At 52.9% G+C, this 19,927-nt stretch carries 21 protein-coding genes; 14 read left to right on the top strand and 7 right to left on the bottom strand.

Features of this window, described 5'->3' with window-relative positions; all coding sequences use genetic code 11:
* Position 1 precedes the first annotated feature (1 nt).
* The 9 genes from ACTCIA_RS12310 (at position 2) to ACTCIA_RS12270 (ending at position 7,956) form a co-directional block, all read left to right on the top strand.
* Positions 2 to 1,576, top strand: a complete 1,575-nt coding sequence (locus tag ACTCIA_RS12310; protein WP_463002120.1) for an Rne/Rng family ribonuclease — start codon at positions 2 to 4, stop codon at positions 1,574 to 1,576.
* Positions 1,577 to 1,691: 115 nt separating this feature from the next.
* Positions 1,692 to 1,826, top strand: a complete 135-nt coding sequence (rpmH, locus tag ACTCIA_RS12305) for a 50S ribosomal protein L34 (protein ID WP_463002119.1) — start codon at positions 1,692 to 1,694, stop codon at positions 1,824 to 1,826.
* 20 nt (positions 1,827 to 1,846) lie between these two features.
* The gene (rnpA, locus tag ACTCIA_RS12300) at positions 1,847 to 2,185 is read left to right on the top strand and encodes a ribonuclease P protein component (protein WP_463002118.1); all 339 of its coding nucleotides are present in this window, start codon (positions 1,847 to 1,849) and stop codon (positions 2,183 to 2,185) included.
* A gap of 7 nt (positions 2,186 to 2,192) precedes the next feature.
* Positions 2,193 to 2,444: a membrane protein insertion efficiency factor YidD gene (gene yidD, locus ACTCIA_RS12295; protein ID WP_463002117.1), complete on the top strand. Its 252-nt coding sequence runs from the start codon at positions 2,193 to 2,195 to the stop codon at positions 2,442 to 2,444.
* 171 nt (positions 2,445 to 2,615) lie between these two features.
* Positions 2,616 to 4,277: a membrane protein insertase YidC gene (yidC, locus tag ACTCIA_RS12290; protein ID WP_463002116.1), complete on the top strand. Its 1,662-nt coding sequence runs from the start codon at positions 2,616 to 2,618 to the stop codon at positions 4,275 to 4,277.
* 17 nt (positions 4,278 to 4,294) lie between these two features.
* A complete protein-coding gene (gene jag / locus ACTCIA_RS12285) occupies positions 4,295 to 5,185 on the top strand; it encodes an RNA-binding cell elongation regulator Jag/EloR (RefSeq protein WP_463002115.1) in 891 nt (296 codons plus the stop codon).
* A 43-nt stretch (positions 5,186 to 5,228) separates the two neighbouring features.
* Positions 5,229 to 6,638 (top strand): tRNA uridine-5-carboxymethylaminomethyl(34) synthesis GTPase MnmE, encoded by a 1,410-nt coding sequence (mnmE, locus tag ACTCIA_RS12280; protein ID WP_463002114.1) that lies wholly within the window; start codon positions 5,229 to 5,231, stop codon positions 6,636 to 6,638.
* Positions 6,639 to 6,884: 246 nt separating this feature from the next.
* On the top strand, positions 6,885 to 7,562 hold the full coding sequence (locus tag ACTCIA_RS12275) for a YkgJ family cysteine cluster protein (RefSeq protein ID WP_463002113.1): 678 nt from the start codon (positions 6,885 to 6,887) through the stop codon (positions 7,560 to 7,562).
* A 22-nt stretch (positions 7,563 to 7,584) separates the two neighbouring features.
* Positions 7,585 to 7,956 (top strand): hypothetical protein, encoded by a 372-nt coding sequence (locus ACTCIA_RS12270; protein WP_463002112.1) that lies wholly within the window; start codon positions 7,585 to 7,587, stop codon positions 7,954 to 7,956.
* Between the two features lie 25 nt (positions 7,957 to 7,981).
* On the opposite strand, the gene ACTCIA_RS12265 is transcribed toward ACTCIA_RS12270, so the two are convergent.
* From ACTCIA_RS12265 to ACTCIA_RS12250, 4 genes are all read right to left on the bottom strand, one after another.
* Positions 7,982 to 8,176, bottom strand: coding sequence for a hypothetical protein (locus tag ACTCIA_RS12265; RefSeq protein ID WP_463002111.1), 195 nt, complete (start codon positions 8,174 to 8,176; stop codon positions 7,982 to 7,984).
* A gap of 345 nt (positions 8,177 to 8,521) precedes the next feature.
* A complete protein-coding gene (locus ACTCIA_RS12260; protein WP_463002110.1) occupies positions 8,522 to 9,217 on the bottom strand; it encodes an anaerobic ribonucleoside-triphosphate reductase activating protein in 696 nt (231 codons plus the stop codon).
* A gap of 60 nt (positions 9,218 to 9,277) precedes the next feature.
* Positions 9,278 to 11,371: a ribonucleoside triphosphate reductase gene (locus ACTCIA_RS12255; RefSeq protein ID WP_463002109.1), complete on the bottom strand. Its 2,094-nt coding sequence runs from the start codon at positions 11,369 to 11,371 to the stop codon at positions 9,278 to 9,280.
* Between the two features lie 152 nt (positions 11,372 to 11,523).
* Positions 11,524 to 12,462: a ChaN family lipoprotein gene (locus tag ACTCIA_RS12250; RefSeq protein ID WP_463002108.1), complete on the bottom strand. Its 939-nt coding sequence runs from the start codon at positions 12,460 to 12,462 to the stop codon at positions 11,524 to 11,526.
* Here ACTCIA_RS12250 and ACTCIA_RS12245 point away from each other — a divergent pair, their 5' ends adjacent.
* A complete protein-coding gene (locus ACTCIA_RS12245) occupies positions 12,463 to 12,792 on the top strand; it encodes a hypothetical protein (RefSeq protein ID WP_463002107.1) in 330 nt (109 codons plus the stop codon).
* Positions 12,793 to 12,964: 172 nt separating this feature from the next.
* Here ACTCIA_RS12245 and ACTCIA_RS12240 read toward each other — a convergent pair whose 3' ends face one another.
* The 3 genes from ACTCIA_RS12240 to proC are packed head-to-tail and all read right to left on the bottom strand — an operon-like array spanning position 12,965 to position 16,223.
* The gene (locus tag ACTCIA_RS12240; RefSeq protein ID WP_463002106.1) at positions 12,965 to 13,450 is read right to left on the bottom strand and encodes a thioredoxin family protein; all 486 of its coding nucleotides are present in this window, start codon (positions 13,448 to 13,450) and stop codon (positions 12,965 to 12,967) included.
* Positions 13,451 to 13,509: 59 nt separating this feature from the next.
* The gene (locus tag ACTCIA_RS12235) at positions 13,510 to 15,333 is read right to left on the bottom strand and encodes a protein-disulfide reductase DsbD family protein (RefSeq protein ID WP_463002105.1); all 1,824 of its coding nucleotides are present in this window, start codon (positions 15,331 to 15,333) and stop codon (positions 13,510 to 13,512) included.
* A gap of 32 nt (positions 15,334 to 15,365) precedes the next feature.
* A complete protein-coding gene (gene proC / locus ACTCIA_RS12230; protein ID WP_463002104.1) occupies positions 15,366 to 16,223 on the bottom strand; it encodes a pyrroline-5-carboxylate reductase in 858 nt (285 codons plus the stop codon).
* Between the two features lie 251 nt (positions 16,224 to 16,474).
* On the opposite strand from proC, the gene ACTCIA_RS12225 reads away from it, so the two are divergent.
* From ACTCIA_RS12225 to ACTCIA_RS12210, 4 genes are all read left to right on the top strand, one after another.
* Entirely contained in the window at positions 16,475 to 16,723 is a 249-nt protein-coding gene (locus ACTCIA_RS12225; RefSeq protein WP_463002103.1) for a YggT family protein, read from the top strand.
* Positions 16,724 to 16,763: 40 nt separating this feature from the next.
* Positions 16,764 to 17,846, top strand: coding sequence for a type IV pilus twitching motility protein PilT (locus tag ACTCIA_RS12220; RefSeq protein ID WP_463002102.1), 1,083 nt, complete (start codon positions 16,764 to 16,766; stop codon positions 17,844 to 17,846).
* Between the two features lie 54 nt (positions 17,847 to 17,900).
* On the top strand, positions 17,901 to 19,064 hold the full coding sequence (locus tag ACTCIA_RS12215; RefSeq protein WP_463002101.1) for a type IV pilus twitching motility protein PilT: 1,164 nt from the start codon (positions 17,901 to 17,903) through the stop codon (positions 19,062 to 19,064).
* An 81-nt stretch (positions 19,065 to 19,145) separates the two neighbouring features.
* Positions 19,146 to 19,832: a zinc-ribbon domain-containing protein gene (locus ACTCIA_RS12210; RefSeq protein WP_463002100.1), complete on the top strand. Its 687-nt coding sequence runs from the start codon at positions 19,146 to 19,148 to the stop codon at positions 19,830 to 19,832.
* Positions 19,833 to 19,927 lie beyond the last annotated feature (95 nt).

Raw genomic sequence — 19,927 nt, 5'->3', positions numbered from 1 at the left:
TATGGACAAGGAACTGATCATCAATGCCCTGGGCCCGGAAATCCGGGTGGCGCTCATGGAAAACAACGCGCTTGTGGAGATCTACGTGGAGCGCCAGGACGAGGCCAACATTTCCGGCAATATCTACAAGGGGCGGGTCCAGCGGGTGCTTCCGGGCATGCAGGCGGCTTTTGTGGAAGCCGGCTTAAAGCAGGCCGCCTTTATTTACGTGGATGAAGTGTTAAATGGCCGCACCCCGCCGCCCGAGGGAATGTACATCAAAAATGAGAATGAATACGGCGAGGAAGACGAAAGCCAGGCCGAGGAGGAAAGCGGTCCCATTTCAGGGCGGGGCATTGGCACCGCCCCGGAGGGACGGCCGCCCATCGAGCAGATACTCAAAGACGGCCAGGAGCTTTTGGTGCAGGTGGCCCGTTCGCCCATCGGCAGCAAGGGCGCCCGCCTGACAACCTATATATCCCTTCCCGGCCGGTTTCTGGTGCTGATGCCCACGGTGGATCATCTCGGCATTTCCCGCCGGATTGCCGACGAGACCGAGCGCACCCGCCTGCGAGAGCTTGTGGAATCCATGCGGACCCATTCATACGGCTATATCGTCCGCACCGCTGCAGAAGGCGTTAGCGCAGATGTTCTTGCCCAGGACATGGAGTTTTTAAACAATCTCTGGAATGATATTCAACAGCGTTATCATGAGGTCTCAGCACCGTCCATGCTGCATCAGGAACTCACTGTCACCTTGCGCTGCGTGCGGGATTTGCTGGCCCATGAGGCCGACCGGGTTATTATTGACGCGCCTGCGGTGTACAAAACAGTAAAGCAGTTTATCGGAAAGTTCATGCCCCGGCTGAAAAACTCCGTGTCCCTGTATACCGGCGAAGAGCCCATATTTGATGCGTATAATCTGGAAGTCGACGTTCAGCGGGCCCTTAAGAAAAAGGTGTGGCTCAAGTGCGGCGGCTATATTGTCATCGAGATCACCGAAGCCCTGGTGGCCATTGACGTCAATACCGGCCGGTATGTAGGCAAACGCAATTTTGCCGAAACCATTCTCAAGACCAATCTTGAGGCGGTCAAGGAGATCGCCTACCAGATCCGGCTGCGCAATCTGGGGGGCATCATTATTCTTGATTTTATTGACATGGAGAGCAAGGCCGACCAGGAAAAGGTTTACAATACCTTAAAAGAGGCACTGGCACGGGACAAGGCCAAGACCAATGTACTGCCCATGTCGGATATGGGGCTGATCCAGATGACGCGCAAACGCGTTGTCAAGTCTCTGCCGCGGATGATGTGCGAGCCCTGTTTTTATTGTGAGGGCGAGGGCATGCTCTTGTCCCGCCGAAGCATCTGCTATAATGTGTTTCGGGATGTCCGCCGCCAGGGCGCTGAAACCCGGCCTTCAACGATCCAGATCAAGGTCCATCCCGTGATTGCCGATTTGCTGCTCGGCCAGGAAAGCAGCCTGATTTCCGATCTCGAGGAACAGGTCAACCGGCAGATCTGCATTTATCCCCAGCGGGATTATCATCTGGAACAGTACGATATTACCGAAGTCCTGGAAGACGGATTGAATTGATTTGAATCTTGACAAAAATGGGTGTATTGCGCTAACAACCTTTTGATCCATATTTTTGGATTTCAGGCGACAGTGGCGTGATAAACACAAAAGATTTGCAAAAAAGGGTAAAATAATGAAACGAACATATCAGCCAAGCAAAATAAAAAGAGCAAGAAAACACGGATTTTTAAAGCGGATGGCGACCAAGCAGGGCCGATGCGTGATCAAAAGACGGCGGGCCAGGGGACGTAAGCGCCTGGCCGTTTGATGCAAATCCGGGGCAATGGCTTGCAGAAAACCGACAAACTGCTCAAGCGGGGCCAGTTTGTCTATCTTTCCAGGAAAGCGGACAGTGTTGCGGATCGTGTCTTTGTGGTGGCATTTAGTGAAAATCTCCTTGACCGGCCGAGACTTGGCATTACTGTGACCCGGAAAATCGGCAATGCTGTCGTGCGCAATCGCATCAAGAGAATTGTCCGGCAATATTTCCGGACCAATCGCCACCGTCTCGGGGGCAACTTTGATATCAATGTGATTGCCAGAAAATCAGCTGCCGGCGCTTCGTCAAAAGAGATGTTTGCATCGCTGGAAAAGCTGTTTTGCAAAATCAGGGGGAACTGCCATTAAATATTTTTTGCTGTTTTCCATCAGGCTGTATCAGTGCCTGCTTTCGCCGGTCATCGGTTCATGCTGCCGGTTTTATCCAACCTGTTCCGAGTATGCCTATGAATCCATCCGCCGGTTTGGAGCGATTCGCGGGGGATGGCTGGCGGTAAAGCGGCTGGCAAAATGCCACCCATTTCATCCCGGCGGCATTGACCCGGTTTTGGAAGCAGAAGACCAGACAGTTGCGCCAATCTGCACCGGCGGGCAGCGATCAGATTAAGTGCGTTTCCACGGTAACCCGGGGCTGCCAAAGGTCACCTTCCAGCCCTTTCTTGCCGCCTTGTAAGTCCTGCTGGACACATTGCCGCCATCTTCAATAGACCCGTAATCCCTTTTACCGGGGATGGGTCAGCCATTTTTTCAGCCATCGCGTGCTATTTCAGGAGACGATATGGAACATATGCGTTTATTGCTGGCCATTTTTCTGACCATTATGGTCTTTGTGCTTTGGGAACTGTTGTTTGTGCCCGGCCAGCCCGTCCAGCCGCCGGAGCAGTCCGGACAAAGCCGGAGCTCAGAAAGCGTTTCCGATGACAGGGGATCGGAAACCGGGCCGGATTCCAGGCAAACCGGAAAACCCGACCCAACCCCGGCAGAACTGCCGTCCCAGAGTTTCGGCGCCATTGTGGTTGAAAACAATCTGTACCGCGCCGAGATTTCAGAAAAAGGCGCTGCAATTCGCCACTTTGTTTTAAACCAGTACCGGGAGAGTATGGACGAGGACTCTCCCCGCAAGCAGTTGGTGCCGGAATCCAATTCCGTGGGCACCGCACTGATCCGGTTTGCCGGTTCTGACGTGGAGGCTCCGGAACAGGCTGTTTTTACAACCGATGCTGACAGAGATCGCCTTCGCGTAACAGACCAGCCGGAAACCCTTTCCTTTTACTGGAAGTCCTCCCGGGGCCTGGTTATCGAAAAGCAGTACGTGTTTTACCCGGACAGCTACAAGATCGGCCTAAATGTCAATCTGGTCAACGAGAGCAGCGCGCCCCTGGCACCTGAGATGATGCTTGAGATGACCAATCCGCGGCCGGACGGCGGCACTTTTGTATTTGAAGGCCCATTTGCCTATGTTGACGGCAGCCTCGAGGAGGTCAAACCCAAAAACCTCGATGAAGAGCAATCTTTTTCCGGTAAAATCCGGTGGGCCGGCATTGAGGACAGGTATTTCATGACCGCACTGGTTCCGGAAAATCCCCGGGAAAAACGTATCCGTATGAACGAGGATACTGACCGGGAGGTTCTGCGGGTGGGGTATGTCGAGCCCATGCAGCGTCTTGAGGCCGGTGCCGGGCAATCCTATGCGTACCATCTGTTCATGGGTCCCAAACGCATGTCGGAATTAAAGGCCTTTGGCTATGAACTGGACAAAGCCATTAATTTCGGGTTTTTTGACATTATCGCCAAACCGTGTCTGTACCTGATGAATAAGATCCATGAATTCGGGGTGGCCAATTACGGGGTGGCCATTATTCTGCTGACCATGCTTTTCAAAATCATTTTCTGGCCCCTTGGCAACAAGAGCTACCGGTCCATGGCGGAGATGAAAAAATTACAGCCGCTAATGGCCGACATCCGGAAGAAATACAAGGATGACAAGAAGAAAATGAACGAAGAGGTGATGCGGCTTTATAAAACCTATAAAGTCAACCCCATGAGCGGATGTCTGCCCATGGTTGTACAGATTCCCGTTTTTATCGCCTTTTACCGCATGCTTTACGAAGCCATTGAACTGCGGCATGCACCCTTTTTTCTCTGGATAAACGATCTTTCATCCCCGGACCGGCTCTTTCGGTTTGACATTTCCATCCCCCTGATGGCGCCTCCATACGGTATTCCGGTGCTGACCATCATCATGGGTGCCACCATGTTTCTGCAGCAGAAGTTGTCGCCGCCTCCCGGAGATCCGTCCCAGGCCAGGATCATGATGATGCTGCCGTTGGTCTTTACAGTGATTTTCGTCAATTTTCCGTCCGGGCTGGTGCTATACTGGTTGACCAATAACGTACTGTCAATTGCCCAGCAGTATTACGTTACACGGAAAACCGTTTAATCGGAGGCGTTGGTTTAATGACTGCATACCAGGATTTTGAAGAAAAAAGCGTGGATAAAGCCGTTGAAAAAGCCTGCACCGAACTCAACCGCAACCGGGATGAATTGAAATACGATATTATTTCCTACGGCTCCAGCGGGATCTTCGGACTTGTTGGAGCCAAAAAGGCGGTGATCCGGGTTTCCGTTCCTGAGGTGGCTTCCGGGCCGGATCTTTCCGAGCCTGACAGGACCCCTGCTTCCCGGGAAGATAAAAATCAGGATGATGATTCGGTTTCCGCTCTTGTGGACGAAGCTTTCGGCCCTTCCACGGATACCAGCCGCGAAGTCGGTGCTCAAACAGAAGAAACCGTCACTGAACCGGAGCAACCACAAGAGAAAGCTCCAAACCCGCCCGCCAGGGAAGATCCCAGGGCGGACCCCGGCGTTGTGGCGGATTGGGTGCGGGGGTTTCTTGATCAGATCATTGTATTGGTTTCTCCGGATTCGGAACTGGATTTAAAGGTTGATGCCGAGCTGATCCGGTTTGACATCAAGGGCGGTGATTCCGCCCGTCTGATCGGAAAGCGCGGCCAGACGCTGGATGCCATTTACTATCTTGTGGAAAAAGGCGTATACAAGCAATTCGGTCCTAGTGTCCCTATTGAGATTGACGTGGAAGGCTATCTGGAAAAGCGTCGTGCCGAACTCACCACCCTGGCGGCCAGGCTGGCACAAAAAGCCATGGATAGCGGAAAGCCCATGGTCATTAACCGTATTAGCGCTCAGGACCGCCGTGTGGTGCATTTAAGCCTGCGCGACAATCGCGAGGTTCGTACACAGAGCGTTGGCAACGGCGATTTGCGAAAGCTGCTGATTATGCCCAGGAAAAAAAACCAGGCCAAAAAATCCCGGCCCCGGACTGAATAAGGTTTTGCCGGAACACAGATTTCCGTGCAAAAAGGATCAGCAGATGGACAGCTCAACTATCGCTGCAGTGGCCACCCCTGAAGGCAATGGCGGTATCGGCATCATCAGGGTTTCCGGCCCGGAGGCAATCGCTGCAGTGACCGCTGTGTTCAGGCGCGCTTCTTATGGTCAAAGCTCCTCCGGCCGCGATACAGATGCCGGAGAGGGGTTTCAGAGCTGGCGGATGTATCTGGGCCATATCCTTGATCCGAACTCCGGGAGCCTCCTGGATGAGGTGATCCTGGCTGTTATGCGTGCGCCGCATTCATATACCCGTGAGGATGTGGCGGAAATTCAGGCGCATGGCGGGAGCCAGGTACTTGAAAAAATTTTGAACCTTTTGATTTCTCAGGGAATACGCCCTGCGCAGCCCGGGGAGTTTACTCGCCGGGCCTTTATCAACGGCCGCATGGATCTGACCCAGGCCGAGGCTGTTGCCGATTTGATTACCGCCCGTTCCGATGCCGCCCTTGACATGGCTGTCAGTCAGATGACAGGGCAGCTTTCAGATGTCGTTTCCTCCATTCGCCAATCTTTGGTTTCCGTGCTTGGGTCCCTGGAGGCGGCCATTGACTTTCCTGAAGCCGCTGGTGATGAAATCGATGATTCCGGGCAAAGCCTGGGTTTTTCAAGAGAAGTTCTTCAACAAATCAATCAGCTGCGGGATGCCTATGAAAGCGGGCGGTTTTTGCGCCAGGGGGTTCAGGCCGTAATCATCGGCCGCCCCAATGTCGGCAAGTCCAGCTTGATGAATTGCCTGCTTAACCAGCAGCGCGCCATTGTAACTGAAATCGCCGGCACCACCAGGGACTGCATTGAAGCTTCTTTGACAACCCGGGGCGTTTCTGTGCTGGTGACGGATACAGCCGGACTTCGGAAGGACCCGGACCCCATAGAGCGGCTGGGGATTGAAAAAACCCGGGAATGCATGGCGTCTGCTGATATTGTTTTGTATGTTCTGGATTCCAGCCGGCCCATAGCGGATGAAGATGTTGTCATTTACGAGCAACTGGCGGACATCCCGGTTGTGCTTGTGATAAACAAATCCGATCTGGCGGATCATGAAAAGGTTTTAAGGCTGCCGCCGGCCATGCAGGAGGCTTCCTGCGTGGAGGTATCTGCCTTACAAGGCACCGGCATTGACGCTTTAAAACAGCGTATTGCCGATATGGTCCTGTCATCCGTGGCCGTGGTTCGGTCTGGATTTATTCCGAACTGGCGTCAGAAATGCCTGCTGGACCAGGCAGCAGAAGCGGTCTCCAAAGTGATTTCCGGTCTGGAAAACCGGAGATTGCCTGAGCTGATTTCAATTGATTTGCATGAAGGGCTTTCAGCCATAGATGAAATTTCCGGCAGGCATATTGGGACGGATGTGCTTGATGAGATTTTTAGTCGTTATTGTGTGGGCAAGTAGAAATCAATTGTTTCACGTGAAACAATTGAATCTATTTTGCACCCTGGCTTTTGTTTTTTATAGATGTTTGACGGTGTTTTAAAAGGAAGCTCAGGACCCGGATCTGTTCGTAAGTGACATTGGCTTTTTTAGAGAAAAATGCTGCAAATCGCTAAACTGTCCGCACTGAAAAACAGATCCATCACACAGGGGTTTCTTCCTGACAAACATCGAACGCGGTAAAAAGCTTTTAAGGAGGATATAGCAATGAAGTTTGACGCAGGTGAATTTTTTAAAACCTATGAAGCCCTGGCCCAAAAGGCGGATGAAGCTTTTTTGCGGATTAAGCAGGCATATCCGAGCGAGGTTGTTTGCGAGCCCGGATGCACGGACTGTTGTTTTGCGCTTTTTGATTTGACCCTTATAGAGGCCATGTACCTGAATCATCAATTTAACGCCAATTTTTCCGGCGAGGAACGCAGCAAGCTTCTTGAAAAAGCCAATCAGGCAGACCGGAAAATTTATAAGCGCAAAAGGGATGCCTATCGGCAAACGCAGAAGGGCGAAGATGAGACCCGTATTGTTGAGGAAATGGCAAAGGAGCGGATCCGCTGCCCTTTGCTCAATGAATCGGATCGTTGTGATCTGTATCCGTATCGGCCCATTGCATGCCGGATTTACGGAGCGCCTTTGTCCATTGGCGGCCGGGGCCGTACCTGCGGAAAGACCGGATTTCAGGCGGGTCAGCAATATACCACCATTAACATGGATGCCATCCACGATCAGTTGATGCGCATTTCCGCGGAAATGGTAAAGGAAATGGGTTCCCGGCATGTGAAAATGGCTGATGTGCTGGTGCCGGTTTCCATGGCATTGATTACAGACTATAATGACGAATACCTGGGGATTGCTTCTGCAGAAGCCGATTCGGAACAGGAAGAATAAATTCGATTGGACGGGGAATGTTATGGAACTCAGTGAAAAGGAAAAAGACAGCCTGAAAAAGGCCATATTTGACAGTATGGCACCAAGGCGCCAGAAACATATCATGAAAAAGGGCTATGAACGGTGGGACCCGTTTGCAGGGCCCAAAGATCCCCTGGACATGCGCATGGATCGCAGCCGCCGCACCATGAACGATCTGATCCGGGAGTTTTTTCAGACATGGGACATTTCCGACCACGGCCATGATTACCGAAAAGGGGCCATGGAGCTATGTCTCGGAATTATCAACGAGGACGAACGCTATCTGGGCATGTTTGACTTTGCATGCTGGTACCGGCAGCTGCTGGACAGGGAAGGGTTTGAAAAGCAGAAAGACAACCCGGATACCCCGTAAGGTTTTTGGCCGCCGGGGATATGGGTTATTTCTGAACAAGCCATGCGATCACCGGAAGGCTTAAGGCAAGAAGAATCAGCAGTCCGGGAACGGAAAGATAGGGTGTATACCAGGGTTTTTTTTCAATCTTGGCCTGTTTTACTTCGGATAAAAACCAGCTGCCCAGAATTCCGGCAGCAAGCAGCATGGCCGCAGCTTTGATCAGTCCCGTAACAGTCAATTTGATCCCTCCTGTGTTTTTAATGGCTGCCTTTGCTTCAAAAGGCAGCCATTCTCATTTAAAGTTCCCCTTTTGTCAAGTTTATTGATAGGGCAATGGCTGCCTTTGCCAGTGCGGTCTCCTTCCGATCAGCCGCAAAACAGCAAATCACTTTTTTGGAGACAGGTGTTTGGATTGCGTAAGCAGCCGGGTCAGGCTGTGATTGGAGCACGGACAAAAAAATCGGCACCTGCATGGAGATACCTTGTTGTTTCACGTGGAACAATAACGGGTTTTAGGGTGATCAGATCAGGACGATCAGGACAGTCGTTTGCAGGAACCTGAAAGAGCAGGAGAAAAAACAATCTATCGAATGATAACCTTTTTGACAGAACCGGCCATGAGAGTTTGGAACGCCTCCATGTCAGCATCTGAAGAGACACGTCCCTGGTCGTCAAAAAAACCCGGGTCCAGGACATTTTTGTTCTGAACATGTTGAAAAGCGTGGAGGTCGGCTCCTGCAACCAATTTTGCAATGGATTTTACAGTTTTCCGGGTAATCAGGGGGTGGATGCAGGTCGTCCGGAATTCGTGGGCAAGCCCGGATTCAATGATAATTTGAACAGATCTGCGAAGCGCAGCAGCGTCAGCCTGAACTGCAATATATTGGTTATAGAGTTCAGGGGCGGTTTTGATATCCATGGCCAGATAATCCACAAGGTTGTTTTTCACAAGCTCCTGAATTACTTCCGGCCGGCTCCCGTTGGTGTCGAGTTTCACAAGAAATCCCATGGACTTGAGATCAGCGCAAAATCCGGGCAATTCCGGGTGAAGAGTGGGCTCCCCGCCGGAAATGACCGCTCCGTCAAGATATTTCTGCCGGGTGGCCAGAAAGTCCATGACATGGTTACGGGAAAGGTGCCGGGTGTCCGGGCCGGTGACTGCCAGTTCCGGGTTGTGGCAGTACGGGCACCGGAAGTTGCACCCGGCCGTAAAAATCACGCAGCTGATGTGCGGCGGATAATCGATTAAAGAGTACTTGAGAAGGCCGCCTATATGCATTGCCGGTTCATCCGCTGTAGGGCTCGGTTAAGGTTTTTTTAAAAGTTGATCCAACTTTTTTCAGGAAGCCACCTGAAAGGTCTGCCGCATGTTGAACTCGCATTGTTTGCCGTTGTTCCACTGGTGCACCGGCCGAAGGTATCCGACTACCCGGGAGTAGACCTCTGCCGGTTGATCGCATTTGGGACATTTTTCGTGATAGCCGCTGATGTAGCCATGGCTCGGGCACACGCTGAAAGTGGGGGAAATGGTAAAATAGGGCATGCGAAAGTTTTCCGTGACCTTGCGGACCAAATTCTTAGCGGATTCAAACTGGATCATCTGCTCGCCGAGGAAAATGTGAAACACAGTGCCGCCGGTGTACCGGGTCTGCAGGTCATCCTGGAGCTCCAGTGCTTTAAATACGTCATCTGTATAATTGACCGGCAGCTGGCTGGAGTTTGTGTAAAACGGATCCGCTCCCTGGACAAATTGGGTTTCATTTGCGCAAATCACGTCGGAAAAAGCTTTTTTGTCCAGCATGGCCAGCCTGTAGGCGGTACCCTCTCCGGGGGTTGCCTCAAGGTTGTAAAATTCCCCGGTTTCCTCCTGGAGCTGTTCAATGGTGCCGCGCATGTAATCCAGAACATCCACGGCAAACTGCCGGCCTTCATCAGTGCCGATATCGGTTCCAAGCAGGTTGATGCAGGCCTCGTTCATGCCGATTAATCCAATGGTGGAGAAATGGTTGGTCCAGTAAGAACCGGTCTGATCCTTGATGGCACGCAGATAAAATTTTGAATAAGGATACAGGCTCTGCTCGGTGAATTTTTCCAGAACCTTGCGTTTGATGGTCAGGCTCTGGGCGGCAATCTGCATCTGCTGATAAAGCCGGGAAAGGAAATCCTCCCGGTCCTGGGCAAGGTAGCCGATTCTGGGCAGATTGACCGTGACCACGCCGATAGATCCGGTCAAAGGGTTTGCCCCGAAAAGCCCGCCGCCGCGTTTTTTCAGTTCACGGTTGTCCAGGCGCAGCCGGCAGCACATGGATCTGGCGTCTTCCGGCGACATATCCGAGTTGACAAAGTTGGAGAAATAGGGGATCCCGTATTTGCCGGTCATTTTCCAGATATTATCCAGATTGGGGTTGTCCCAGTCAAAATCCGCGGTGATGTTATAAGTGGGAATGGGAAAGGTAAACACGCGGCCCTTGGCATCTCCTTCCATCATGACTTCGGCAAAGGCGCGGTTAAACGTGTCCATTTCCTCCTGGAACTGCCCGTAGGTTTCCGGCTGCATTTGTCCGCCGAGGATCACGGGAGTGTCTTTAAGCATTTTGGGCACGTTTAAGTCCATGGTGATGTTGGTAAACGGGGTTTGAAATCCCACCCGGGTGGGAATGTTGATGTTAAAGACAAATTCCTGAAGCGCCTGCTTGACCTCTTTAAACGACAGGTCATCATATCGGATAAACGGGGCCAGCAGGGTGTCGAAATTGGATACGGCCTGGGCGCCGGCAGCTTCTCCCTGAAGGGTGTAGAAAAAATTGACCACCTGACCCAAAGCCGAGCGCAGGTGCTTGGGAGGAGCGCTTTCCACTTTGCCCGGAACGCCCATGAAGCCAACCTGTAAAAGATCCTGCAGGTCCCATCCAACGCAGTAGACCGACAGCAGGCTCAGGTCGTGAATGTGGAGATCCCCGTTTTTGTGGGCATTGCGAACCTCGTGAGGATAAATCCGGTTCAGCCAGTATTCGGCGGTGACATCAGAGGAAATATAGTTGTTGAGCCCCTGGAGGGAGAAGCTCATGTTGCTGTTTTCCTTGATCTTCCAGTCCATTTTTTGGACGTAGTTCTCAACGAGTTCCACATTTGCCCGGGTAGTGATATTGCGGATCTGGGCGTGCTGCTCCCGGTATAAGATGTAGGCCTTGGCGGATTTGTGAAAAGGCGATTCAATCAGGACCCGTTCAACGATATCCTGAATTTCCTCAACCTCCGGCGGGGACGGCAGCTGCATTTCATGGGCAAGGGTCAGCACGCGAAGCATTAGCTTCTTTGCCATTGACTCGTCGAATTCGTCGGTGGCACTGCCGGCCTTGGCAATGGCTGCGGTGATTTTGGATGCATCAAAAGAAGCAACTCTGCCGTTGCGCTTCTTAATGTGTGTGAACATAGGTGATCCCCCTTTATGAATGCTTCGGATACATGAGTGAGCGTTGATGCCACCATGTTGGTGATTTGCAATAATATATAACAATATATTGTTATGTGTCAAATAAAAAATCTATATATTGTATCTTGGCCGGATAACAGAAGATACGCGAATCAATGAGGGGTTTCGGGCTTATCAGCAGTGATCCAGATATAATCGGCAGCCCGAAGATCTTCGGTGTCATAGCCGGAAGTCGGCATGACGGTTTTAAAAGGCGCTCGGGTGCGTTCAAAGGCGCGGTCCGGGATGCCGAACTTGTGCGTAATATGGCCGTTTCCGGCAAAAACAAGCATGGTCAGGTCTTTTAAGTGCCGGCTGACGGATTCAGCCATCACATCCTCCCAGACACACTGGGCCTGGTAGAAATTTTCAAAAGAATACCGGGTTGCGGCACGGCCGTGTTTGTCAAAAATATCCTGAACGTATTGCCGGTGATCGGGATCATCCAGAAGAATGGATTCCGGCAGGCGGGCGCGGTCATGGGCCAGCAGAGAGTCAATGCCGCCGGCGGCAACCCGGGAAGGGATGTGGAATTCAATGTTTAGGGCGTAAAGCGCAATCCGCTGCTCCCGGATATAATCCAACAGGGCCTTGTACAAATCATAGTCGAATTTCCAGTTGGCATACCAATGTGTGTCTTCTATAAAGGCGGCCTCAGACAACTCTCCGCTGCTCCAGGCATCAAGGACGGGCTGATAGGGTCGGGAAAACATCTCCATGCCCACGACCAAGTCTGAAATCTGCTGATCAAGGGCTTTTAAAATTTTGAGCTGGGCCTGGTGGTCGGCTTTGCGCGTATGCGTCTCACCCACATAGATGACACGGGCGGTTTCAATGTCCCGGATCATGGCTTCAAAGGAAACCGGTTTTCCGGTTTCTGCGGAAATGATGGTGCCGGGTCGGTATTCGGATTTCGGCGACGGGCGCACAGGGCCACCGGCTGTTTGCATGCAGCCACCAAGGGCTATTGCCAGCAGGAAAATTGCAGCAAACCGGATGACCGGGGCAATCATGGCTTGATCCGGCAGGTCAGATGAGGTAAACGAAATCATATGCAATCCAATCAAAATCCTCTGTTTCGGAAAAACCCGGTGCCCTGGTACCGCAGCCGCCTGTTTTGCCTTGCAGCGGCCACAATCTTTCTTTTTCTCACACTGATGGGTGGTTTGGGCATTGCGGTCGCCCGCAGCCAGCCGGATTTTCATTCTTATGTCTGGGTGCCGGCCCTGCTCAGCGCTGCGGCCGGGCTGGTGTGCGTATTTATGAGCTTTCGCGCCTGGCAGGGGGGCGCCGCCGGCAAAGCGCGCCAACCCGGACGCAACAGTTCACTTACCGGTTTTCAAAACCGCAAGCATGAAAGGTTGACGGTTTTTTTCATATAAAAGCAGCATGACACTGGCAGCAGCAAAGGCCGATTCCCCGGGCCTTGGCCGGGCCGGCGAATTTTCAACACGCTGCGCCATTGCCCGGGCGTCCAGATCCATGCCCGGAGCAGTTCGGGCAGGATCGCTGCGAGCCTTGTTGTTCATAAAAACCCTGGTTTTCATTCGGGCACTAGTTGTCCTGCTTTTCCATGTATTCGCCGAAATTCATTGTTTCATAATCATCTGTCTGTACGTACTTAAGCATGTGAACCATCTGTTCCGGCGGGATGTATCCGGGCTGGCTGCCGATGGGTTCGGCGTTGCTGTCGATAAACCAGTTTAACGGGAATTGTTTGACCCTGTAAGACTCGGCCAGATCCTGCTCCTGTTCGGCATTGACCCGCATGGCAACAAAATTGGCGTTGATATAGCCGGCCACATCGGCATCAGAAAAAGTTTTTTCATCCATCAACCGGCAATAGGAGCACCAGTCTGTGTAAAAATGAAGATATCCTTTTTTTTCGCTTTCCCTGATTTTTTCCATGCCGTCTTCATAGGAATACCAGTTGATTTCAGGGCCGCTGTCGGCGGTTTGCCCGGCCCCGGCAGGGATCAGCGCCAGGGCAAAAAATCCGGCAAACAGGGCCATAATGCAAAGGGTTCTCGTTGGTGTCATGCCTTCTCCTTATTTATTATAAATTTGTTTTGCTAGGGTTAAAGCCGTCCGCGGCTTGTTCAGTGAACCCGGGACAGGCGCTGAATCATTTCGTCGGGATCGATAAATCCGGTTATCCGGTCGGCCTCCTGGCCGGTTTCATCAATTATCAGCACCGTGGGCACGCCCTGGACGTCGAAATTACGGCTGGTCTGCCGGGCCTGCCGGTTTTCGGCACTGGTGAGATTTACCTCAAACACCCGGAAGTCATCCATGGCTTCCTGCACCCGGGGATCTGAAAAAGTCTGCTTATCCATTTCCCGGCAAGGCAGGCACCAGTCCGCATGAAATACCATAATCACTTTCCCCTCGTTTGCCAGGGCCTGTCGGAACGCCGGTTCTGTGAAGGCCGGCCACTGGTCTTTAACGCTTTCCGGGGGGATTAAGCCCAATAAGCCAAATGCCAGCACCAAAACGGCCAGTCCGGTTTTCAGGCGGCGGAAAACCACAGCCGAATTGCCGGCCCGGTCGAAAAACAGCAAATATCCGGATGCCAGTATTCCAAATACCGGAAGGGCGTATGCCCGGATTATGGGCGGCAAAAGCGGGGCGGCAAAGTAGACGGCCATGGCCAGCAGAATCAGGCCGAAAATATGCCTGACCCCCTCCATCCATACTCCGGAACGTGGCAATTGCCGAATTTTTCCCGCAAACACGGCCAGAAACAAATATGGAAACCCCAGACCCAGGGAAAGGAAAAAAAACAGCAGAAATCCGTAAAACGGATCGCCGACAGCGGCCACGTATGCCATAAGCCCAAGCACAAAGGGTCCGATACAGGGTGCGGCGATGATCCCCATGGTCAGACCCATAAGCAGGGCGCCGAACACACCGGTGCGCGAGCCGGATGCCCGGGCCACCCATCGGTCAGGGAGCTTGAAATCATAGCAGCCAAACATGCCCAGGGCCAGAAAAACAAATATCCCGGCAATTGTGCCGATGACCGCCGGCTGCTGGAGCAGGCCTCCAAAAAACGCACCGGAAAAGGCACTGATGACGCCAATCGCCGAATAGGTTATGGACATTCCCAGAACATAAACAAGCCCAAGGATAAACAGGAAAAATGTGCGCCCCTCGCTCTGGGCCCCAAAATAGCTGATGGTTATGGGAATGATGGGATAAACGCAAGGGGTGAGATTAAGCCCCAGGCCGCCGGCAAACACCAGTAGCAGGCTGACGGCAAGGCCGGCAGAGGCGATGTCGGCAAAAATACCCGATCCCGTCATGGCGGTGCTGCTGTCTGCAGGATCTTTTTTCGTGTTTCCGGAGACAGCTGCGTTCAGTCCCGGCTGTTCCGGATTCCGGCCAGCAGACGGCCCGGTGACCTTGACCTTTATCACGTCCCGGACGTTGGCCGGAGCCGCGCACGCAGATTCGGAGCAGGCTTGAAAGACAAGTTCCAGTGGCACATCATAGGTTCCGGGCGTCACGGAATTTCGGGCCGCAAGCGTGGCTGTTATATAAAAGGTTTCATTAAAGACGCTCACCGGGGTGTCAGAAAACGCAAAATCGTGTTTTTCAGCCTCTGGATAAAGAATGTTTTCCAGGGCAAACATCCCGCCATGATCGGCCAGCTGAAGTCCGGCCGCCACAAAATCGTTTTCACCGGGCTTGTTGGAATGAATATGCCAATTGTCCGCTATCTCAACCGCCAAAGCCACCTCAGCCTTGCCGCCGGCCGAAATTTCAACCGAAGAGTGATGGGCTTTTGCCGTCAGCACTTCCGGAGCGGCATTTGCCGGGCCGGTGACGATCAGGGCGGAAACAAGCAGTAATGCAAAAGATAAAAATCTGGATTTTATCAAAATACGGGCCAGTTCCATGGTAAGTGTTGGGCACGGCATTGGAAAGCCGGATGCTTTTTCAAAACAAAGAATCAGTCGTTTCCGGGCTGGCTGAGTTGCCGGGAGCGTTGAGCAGCGGCGGTTACCGCTGAGACAATGGCCTGCTTGACCTGGTGCCGGTCTAAAACCCGGATGGCGGCCTCGGTTGTGCCCCCTGGAGAAGTGACCCTGCTGCGCAGTGTCTCCGGATTCTCTTTCCGGGCCCGGATCAGGGACAGCGCCCCTGAAACGGCACTTTCGGCCAGATCCGAGGCTGCGTCGGCCTGCAGTCCGAGTTCGCAGCCGGCCTCAATCATGGCTTCAAGCAGATAAAAGGCATAGGCGGGCCCGGATCCGGACAGGGCTGTGACCGCGTCCATTTGTTCTTCATTCACCACCCTGACCTTTCCCATGGCGGAAAGCAATGTCCGGGAAATTTCCATGTCAGCGGCCCGGGCAGACCGGTTTGCGCACAAACCGGACATGCCGGCGCCCACCAGGGCCGGGGTGTTGGGCATGACCCGCAGCACGGGCATGTTTTGGATCTCGGCATCTGTTTTTTGAGCGTAAATAAACTTTTCAATGCGTGCCAGCGGGATTCCGGCGGCAATGGATATAAACAGCCGGCGGCCGGCAGAGGCGGCAAAAGCCCGGGTTTCGGTCAGTTCCTGCAAAACCGCATCAATGACCTGAGGCTTGACGGCAAAAATGACAATGTCGCATCGGGCAACCAGATCTTTATTGCTTAAAGCCGTCTGAATGCCGTAGGCGGACTGCAGCTGCGCCTTGCGGTTTTCATCCGGGTCGCTGATAAAAAGATTGTCCGGGGTCACCAGGCCGGCACCGAGCACGGCGCCGATCATGGCTTCGGCCATGTTGCCGGCGCCAATAAAACCGATTTGCTTTTTCATCTGTTGCATGCGCCTCTCGTTTTTAAAAAGGGTCAGTTTGCAGGTAAATGCATTTATAAGGGTGATCCCCGATGTTGTCAATGATCGAAGACTTTGGGAAAGCTCTTGACGAATGGTGCATATATATTTAAATATATTGCTGTACAACAAAAAAGCGCAAAAACAACAACCAGATCACCTCATTCATATAAAGTGTGCGGCAAATGCTTATCTTCGGTAATTTTCTCGTTGGTTTGGCAACAGTTCTGCAAATGGTGCTGACTGTATATATGTGGATTATTATCGCCCAGGCGGTTCTGTCATGGGTCAATCCGGATCCGTATAACCCGATCGTTCGGTTTATCCGTCAGGTTACCGACCCGGTGTTGTTCCAGATTCGCCGGCGCATTCCCACGGTGTTTGGCGGAATCGACTTTTCTCCCATTATTGTTTTGCTGGGCATTATTTTTCTTCAGGAATTTCTGGTTAAAAGCCTGTTTCAACTGGGACGGATGATGTAGCTGTCCCGGTTTATTTCATCAAAAGATTCCGGGAGTTTGCATGGCTAAGATTGATGCGTTTTTCAAGCTGATGAATGATCAGGGGGCCTCAGACCTCCATCTTGCGGCCGGCCAGCAGCCCGCCCTGCGCATACGGGGGGAGATCGAGCGGGTGAAGTACAAGGCCTTGAGCAATGATGACCTGCGCGCCATGGTCTATGAAATCACCCCGGAAGACAAGATCAAGGTATTTGAGGAAACCGGGGACATTGATTTTGGTTATGAAATCCCGGGCCTGGCCAGGTACCGGGCCAATATGTTCATGCAGCGAAACGGGGTGGGCGCGGTTTTCCGGCAGATTCCCACCAACATCATGACCGTGGAGCAGCTGGGTCTGCCCTCGGTGGTCTCCAGGCTGGCCACTTTGCCAAGGGGGCTGGTGATTGTCACCGGGCCCACCGGCAGCGGAAAATCAACAACACTGGCCGCCATTATTGATGAGGCCAACCGGGTGCGAAAGGATCATATCATCACGGTTGAGGATCCCATCGAATTTGTGCACGAAAGCAAGGGGTGTATCATTAACCAGCGCGAAGTGGGCCAGCACACCAAAACATTCAGCGCTGCCCTGCGCGGTGCATTGCGTGAGGACCCGGACGTCATCCTGGTGGGGGAGATGCGGGACCTGGAAACCATTTCACTGGCCATTGAGGCGGCTTCCACCGGACACCTTGTGTTCGGCACCCTGCACACCTCCAGCGCAATGAAAACCGTGGACCGGATTGTTGAAGTTTTTCCGGCCCATCAGCAGCCCCAGATTCGGTCGACCCTGTCAGACGGTATCCGTGCGGTTCTGGCCCAGGTGCTGTTTAAGCGAATCGACCGCAAAGGCCGAAGCCCCGCCCTGGAGGTCATGATCGCCACACCGGCGGTGCGAAACCTTATCCGCGAGGCCAAAACCCATCAGCTGGCCTCGTCCATGCAGACCGGCAAAAAATATGGTATGCAGATTTTAGACGATGCCATCATGGATTTGTACAACAAGGGGTGGATCAGCGGAGAGGACGCCTATGCCAAATCCAATGAAAAATCCCGGTTCCGGCCGTTGATGAAAAATCCGCCAGCCGATTTTACAGAGGCGTAACACAAAACCCGGCCGATCTGCGGCACAAAACCAATCACACGAGGAAACGAGGGTATGCGAAAGCCGGAAATGGATCATATCCTGACCACCATGCTCGATTCGCACCAGAGCGTCTCCGATCTGAATTTCACCGTTGGAAAACCCCTGCAGGTGGAATCCTACGGCGAACTGGTACCCGTTGACATGAAGCCGCCGCTGCGCCAACTCACCCCTTTTCAAACAGAGATGGTGGCCTTAAACCTTATCGGCAACAACCGGAGGCTCACCGAGACCCTGATCCGGGAAGGCTCCTGCGATCTGTCCTATTCCCTGCCCGGCAAAGCCCGGTTCCGCGTCAATGTTTTTTCCCAGTCAGGTCACTACTCGGTGGTGCTGCGCCAGTTGGAAACGCGGGTGCCAACCATCCAGGAAATTGCCCTGCCCAGGTCATTTTACGATATAGCGCAGGAGCGAAACGGCATTGTTTTTGTCACCGGTGCCACCGGTACCGGAAAAACCACATCCCTTGCGGCCATGCTCGAGGACATCAACAAGAACAAATCCGTTCACGTCATTACCCTGGAAGACCCGATTGAATTTGTTCATTCCCACAAAAAAGCCACTTTTAACCAGCGGGAACTCGGCCGGGATTTTGACTCCTTTGCCCATGGCCTGCGCGCGGCCCTGCGCCAGGCCCCCAAGGTCATCCTGGTTGGGGAAATGCGCGACCGGGAAACCGTGGAAATCGGTCTGACAGCGGCGGAAACCGGCCATCTGGTGCTGACCACTTTGCACACCGTGGATGCCGGTCAGACCGTAAACCGCATCCTTGGCATGTTCAGCACTGAAGAGGAAAATCAGGTACGGATCCGGCTGGCCGACACCATGCGCTGGATCGTATGCCAGCGCCTGCTGCCCAAGGCGGGCGGGGGCCGGGTGGCTGCTTTTGAGATCCTGCGCACCAGTCTTCGGGTCAAGGATTCGATTCTAAACGGGGAAGCCGAGGGCAAGACTTTCTATGAGATCATGGAAGCCGGAAACGCCTTTGGCATGACCACTTTTGACAACAATATTGTCAATCTTTTTGAAAAGGGCCTGGTCACGGAAAACACGGCCCTGTCCTACGCTTCCCGCCGGTCTGTGGTGGGCCGGGGCATTGACCAGGTCAAAAGCGCACGGGGCGAGGCCACCACCGATATTGATAATCTCGAAATCGATATGGGATATAACCGGAAATAACCGTGCGCCCGGGCAAATGCCCGCCGGATCTGGCCGGCTGCGCACAAGGCATTGACCGCAACTGCGGCAAGGACGGCAAAGATGGAGATTACCTGCACCCACTGCCAGAAAAAAATTCAGATACCGGATGAAAAGGTCCCGGAAAACAAACCCTTTTCCCTGCGCTGTCCGGGATGCAAAAACAGAATTTCAGTGAACCCGGCTGCATCTGTTGATCCGGCCGCGGATGCCGGGTTTGAGGATGGAAAGGCAGGCGGGGCAGACGAGGCGGATGAATTTGCCGTTACCGGCGAAGACTATGACGCCAGTGAAAAGCCCTTTGATTTTCTTGAGGAAGAGGGCCGCACCGCCATGCTGCTGGAAAATGACCAGGGCATTGTTTCGCAGGCGCAGAAGGTTCTGGAAGTCATGGATTATCATGTAACCGTGCCCGAAGACGTCCGTGATGCCCTGCGCAAAATGAAATACCATCAGTTTGACCTGATTCTGCTCAATGAAACCTTTGACAGCAGCAGTCCGGATGCCAACGGGGTGCTGATCTATCTCCAGCGAATGACCATGGACACCCGGCGCCAGATCTTTGTGGCCCTTCTCACGGAACGATACGAGACAATGGACCGTATGGCGGCTTTTTTAAAAAGCGTCAATGTGGTCATTCATGTAAAGGATATCTCACAGCTCGATCGCATTCTGGCCCGGGCCATCAATGAAAATGAACTGTTTTATGCTGTTTTCAAGGAAAGTGCGAAAAAACTGGGACAATATTGATGGCACCGTAAAAAGTCCAATATCTGCGTTACGCGCGATTTCTCAGAATTTCACGTACGGATAAGTACGCTGCATTCTTCGAAATCGCGCAAGCC

This window comes from Desulfosalsimonas sp., assembly GCF_055149105.1.
This window is presented reverse-complemented; position numbering and strand designations above follow the sequence as displayed.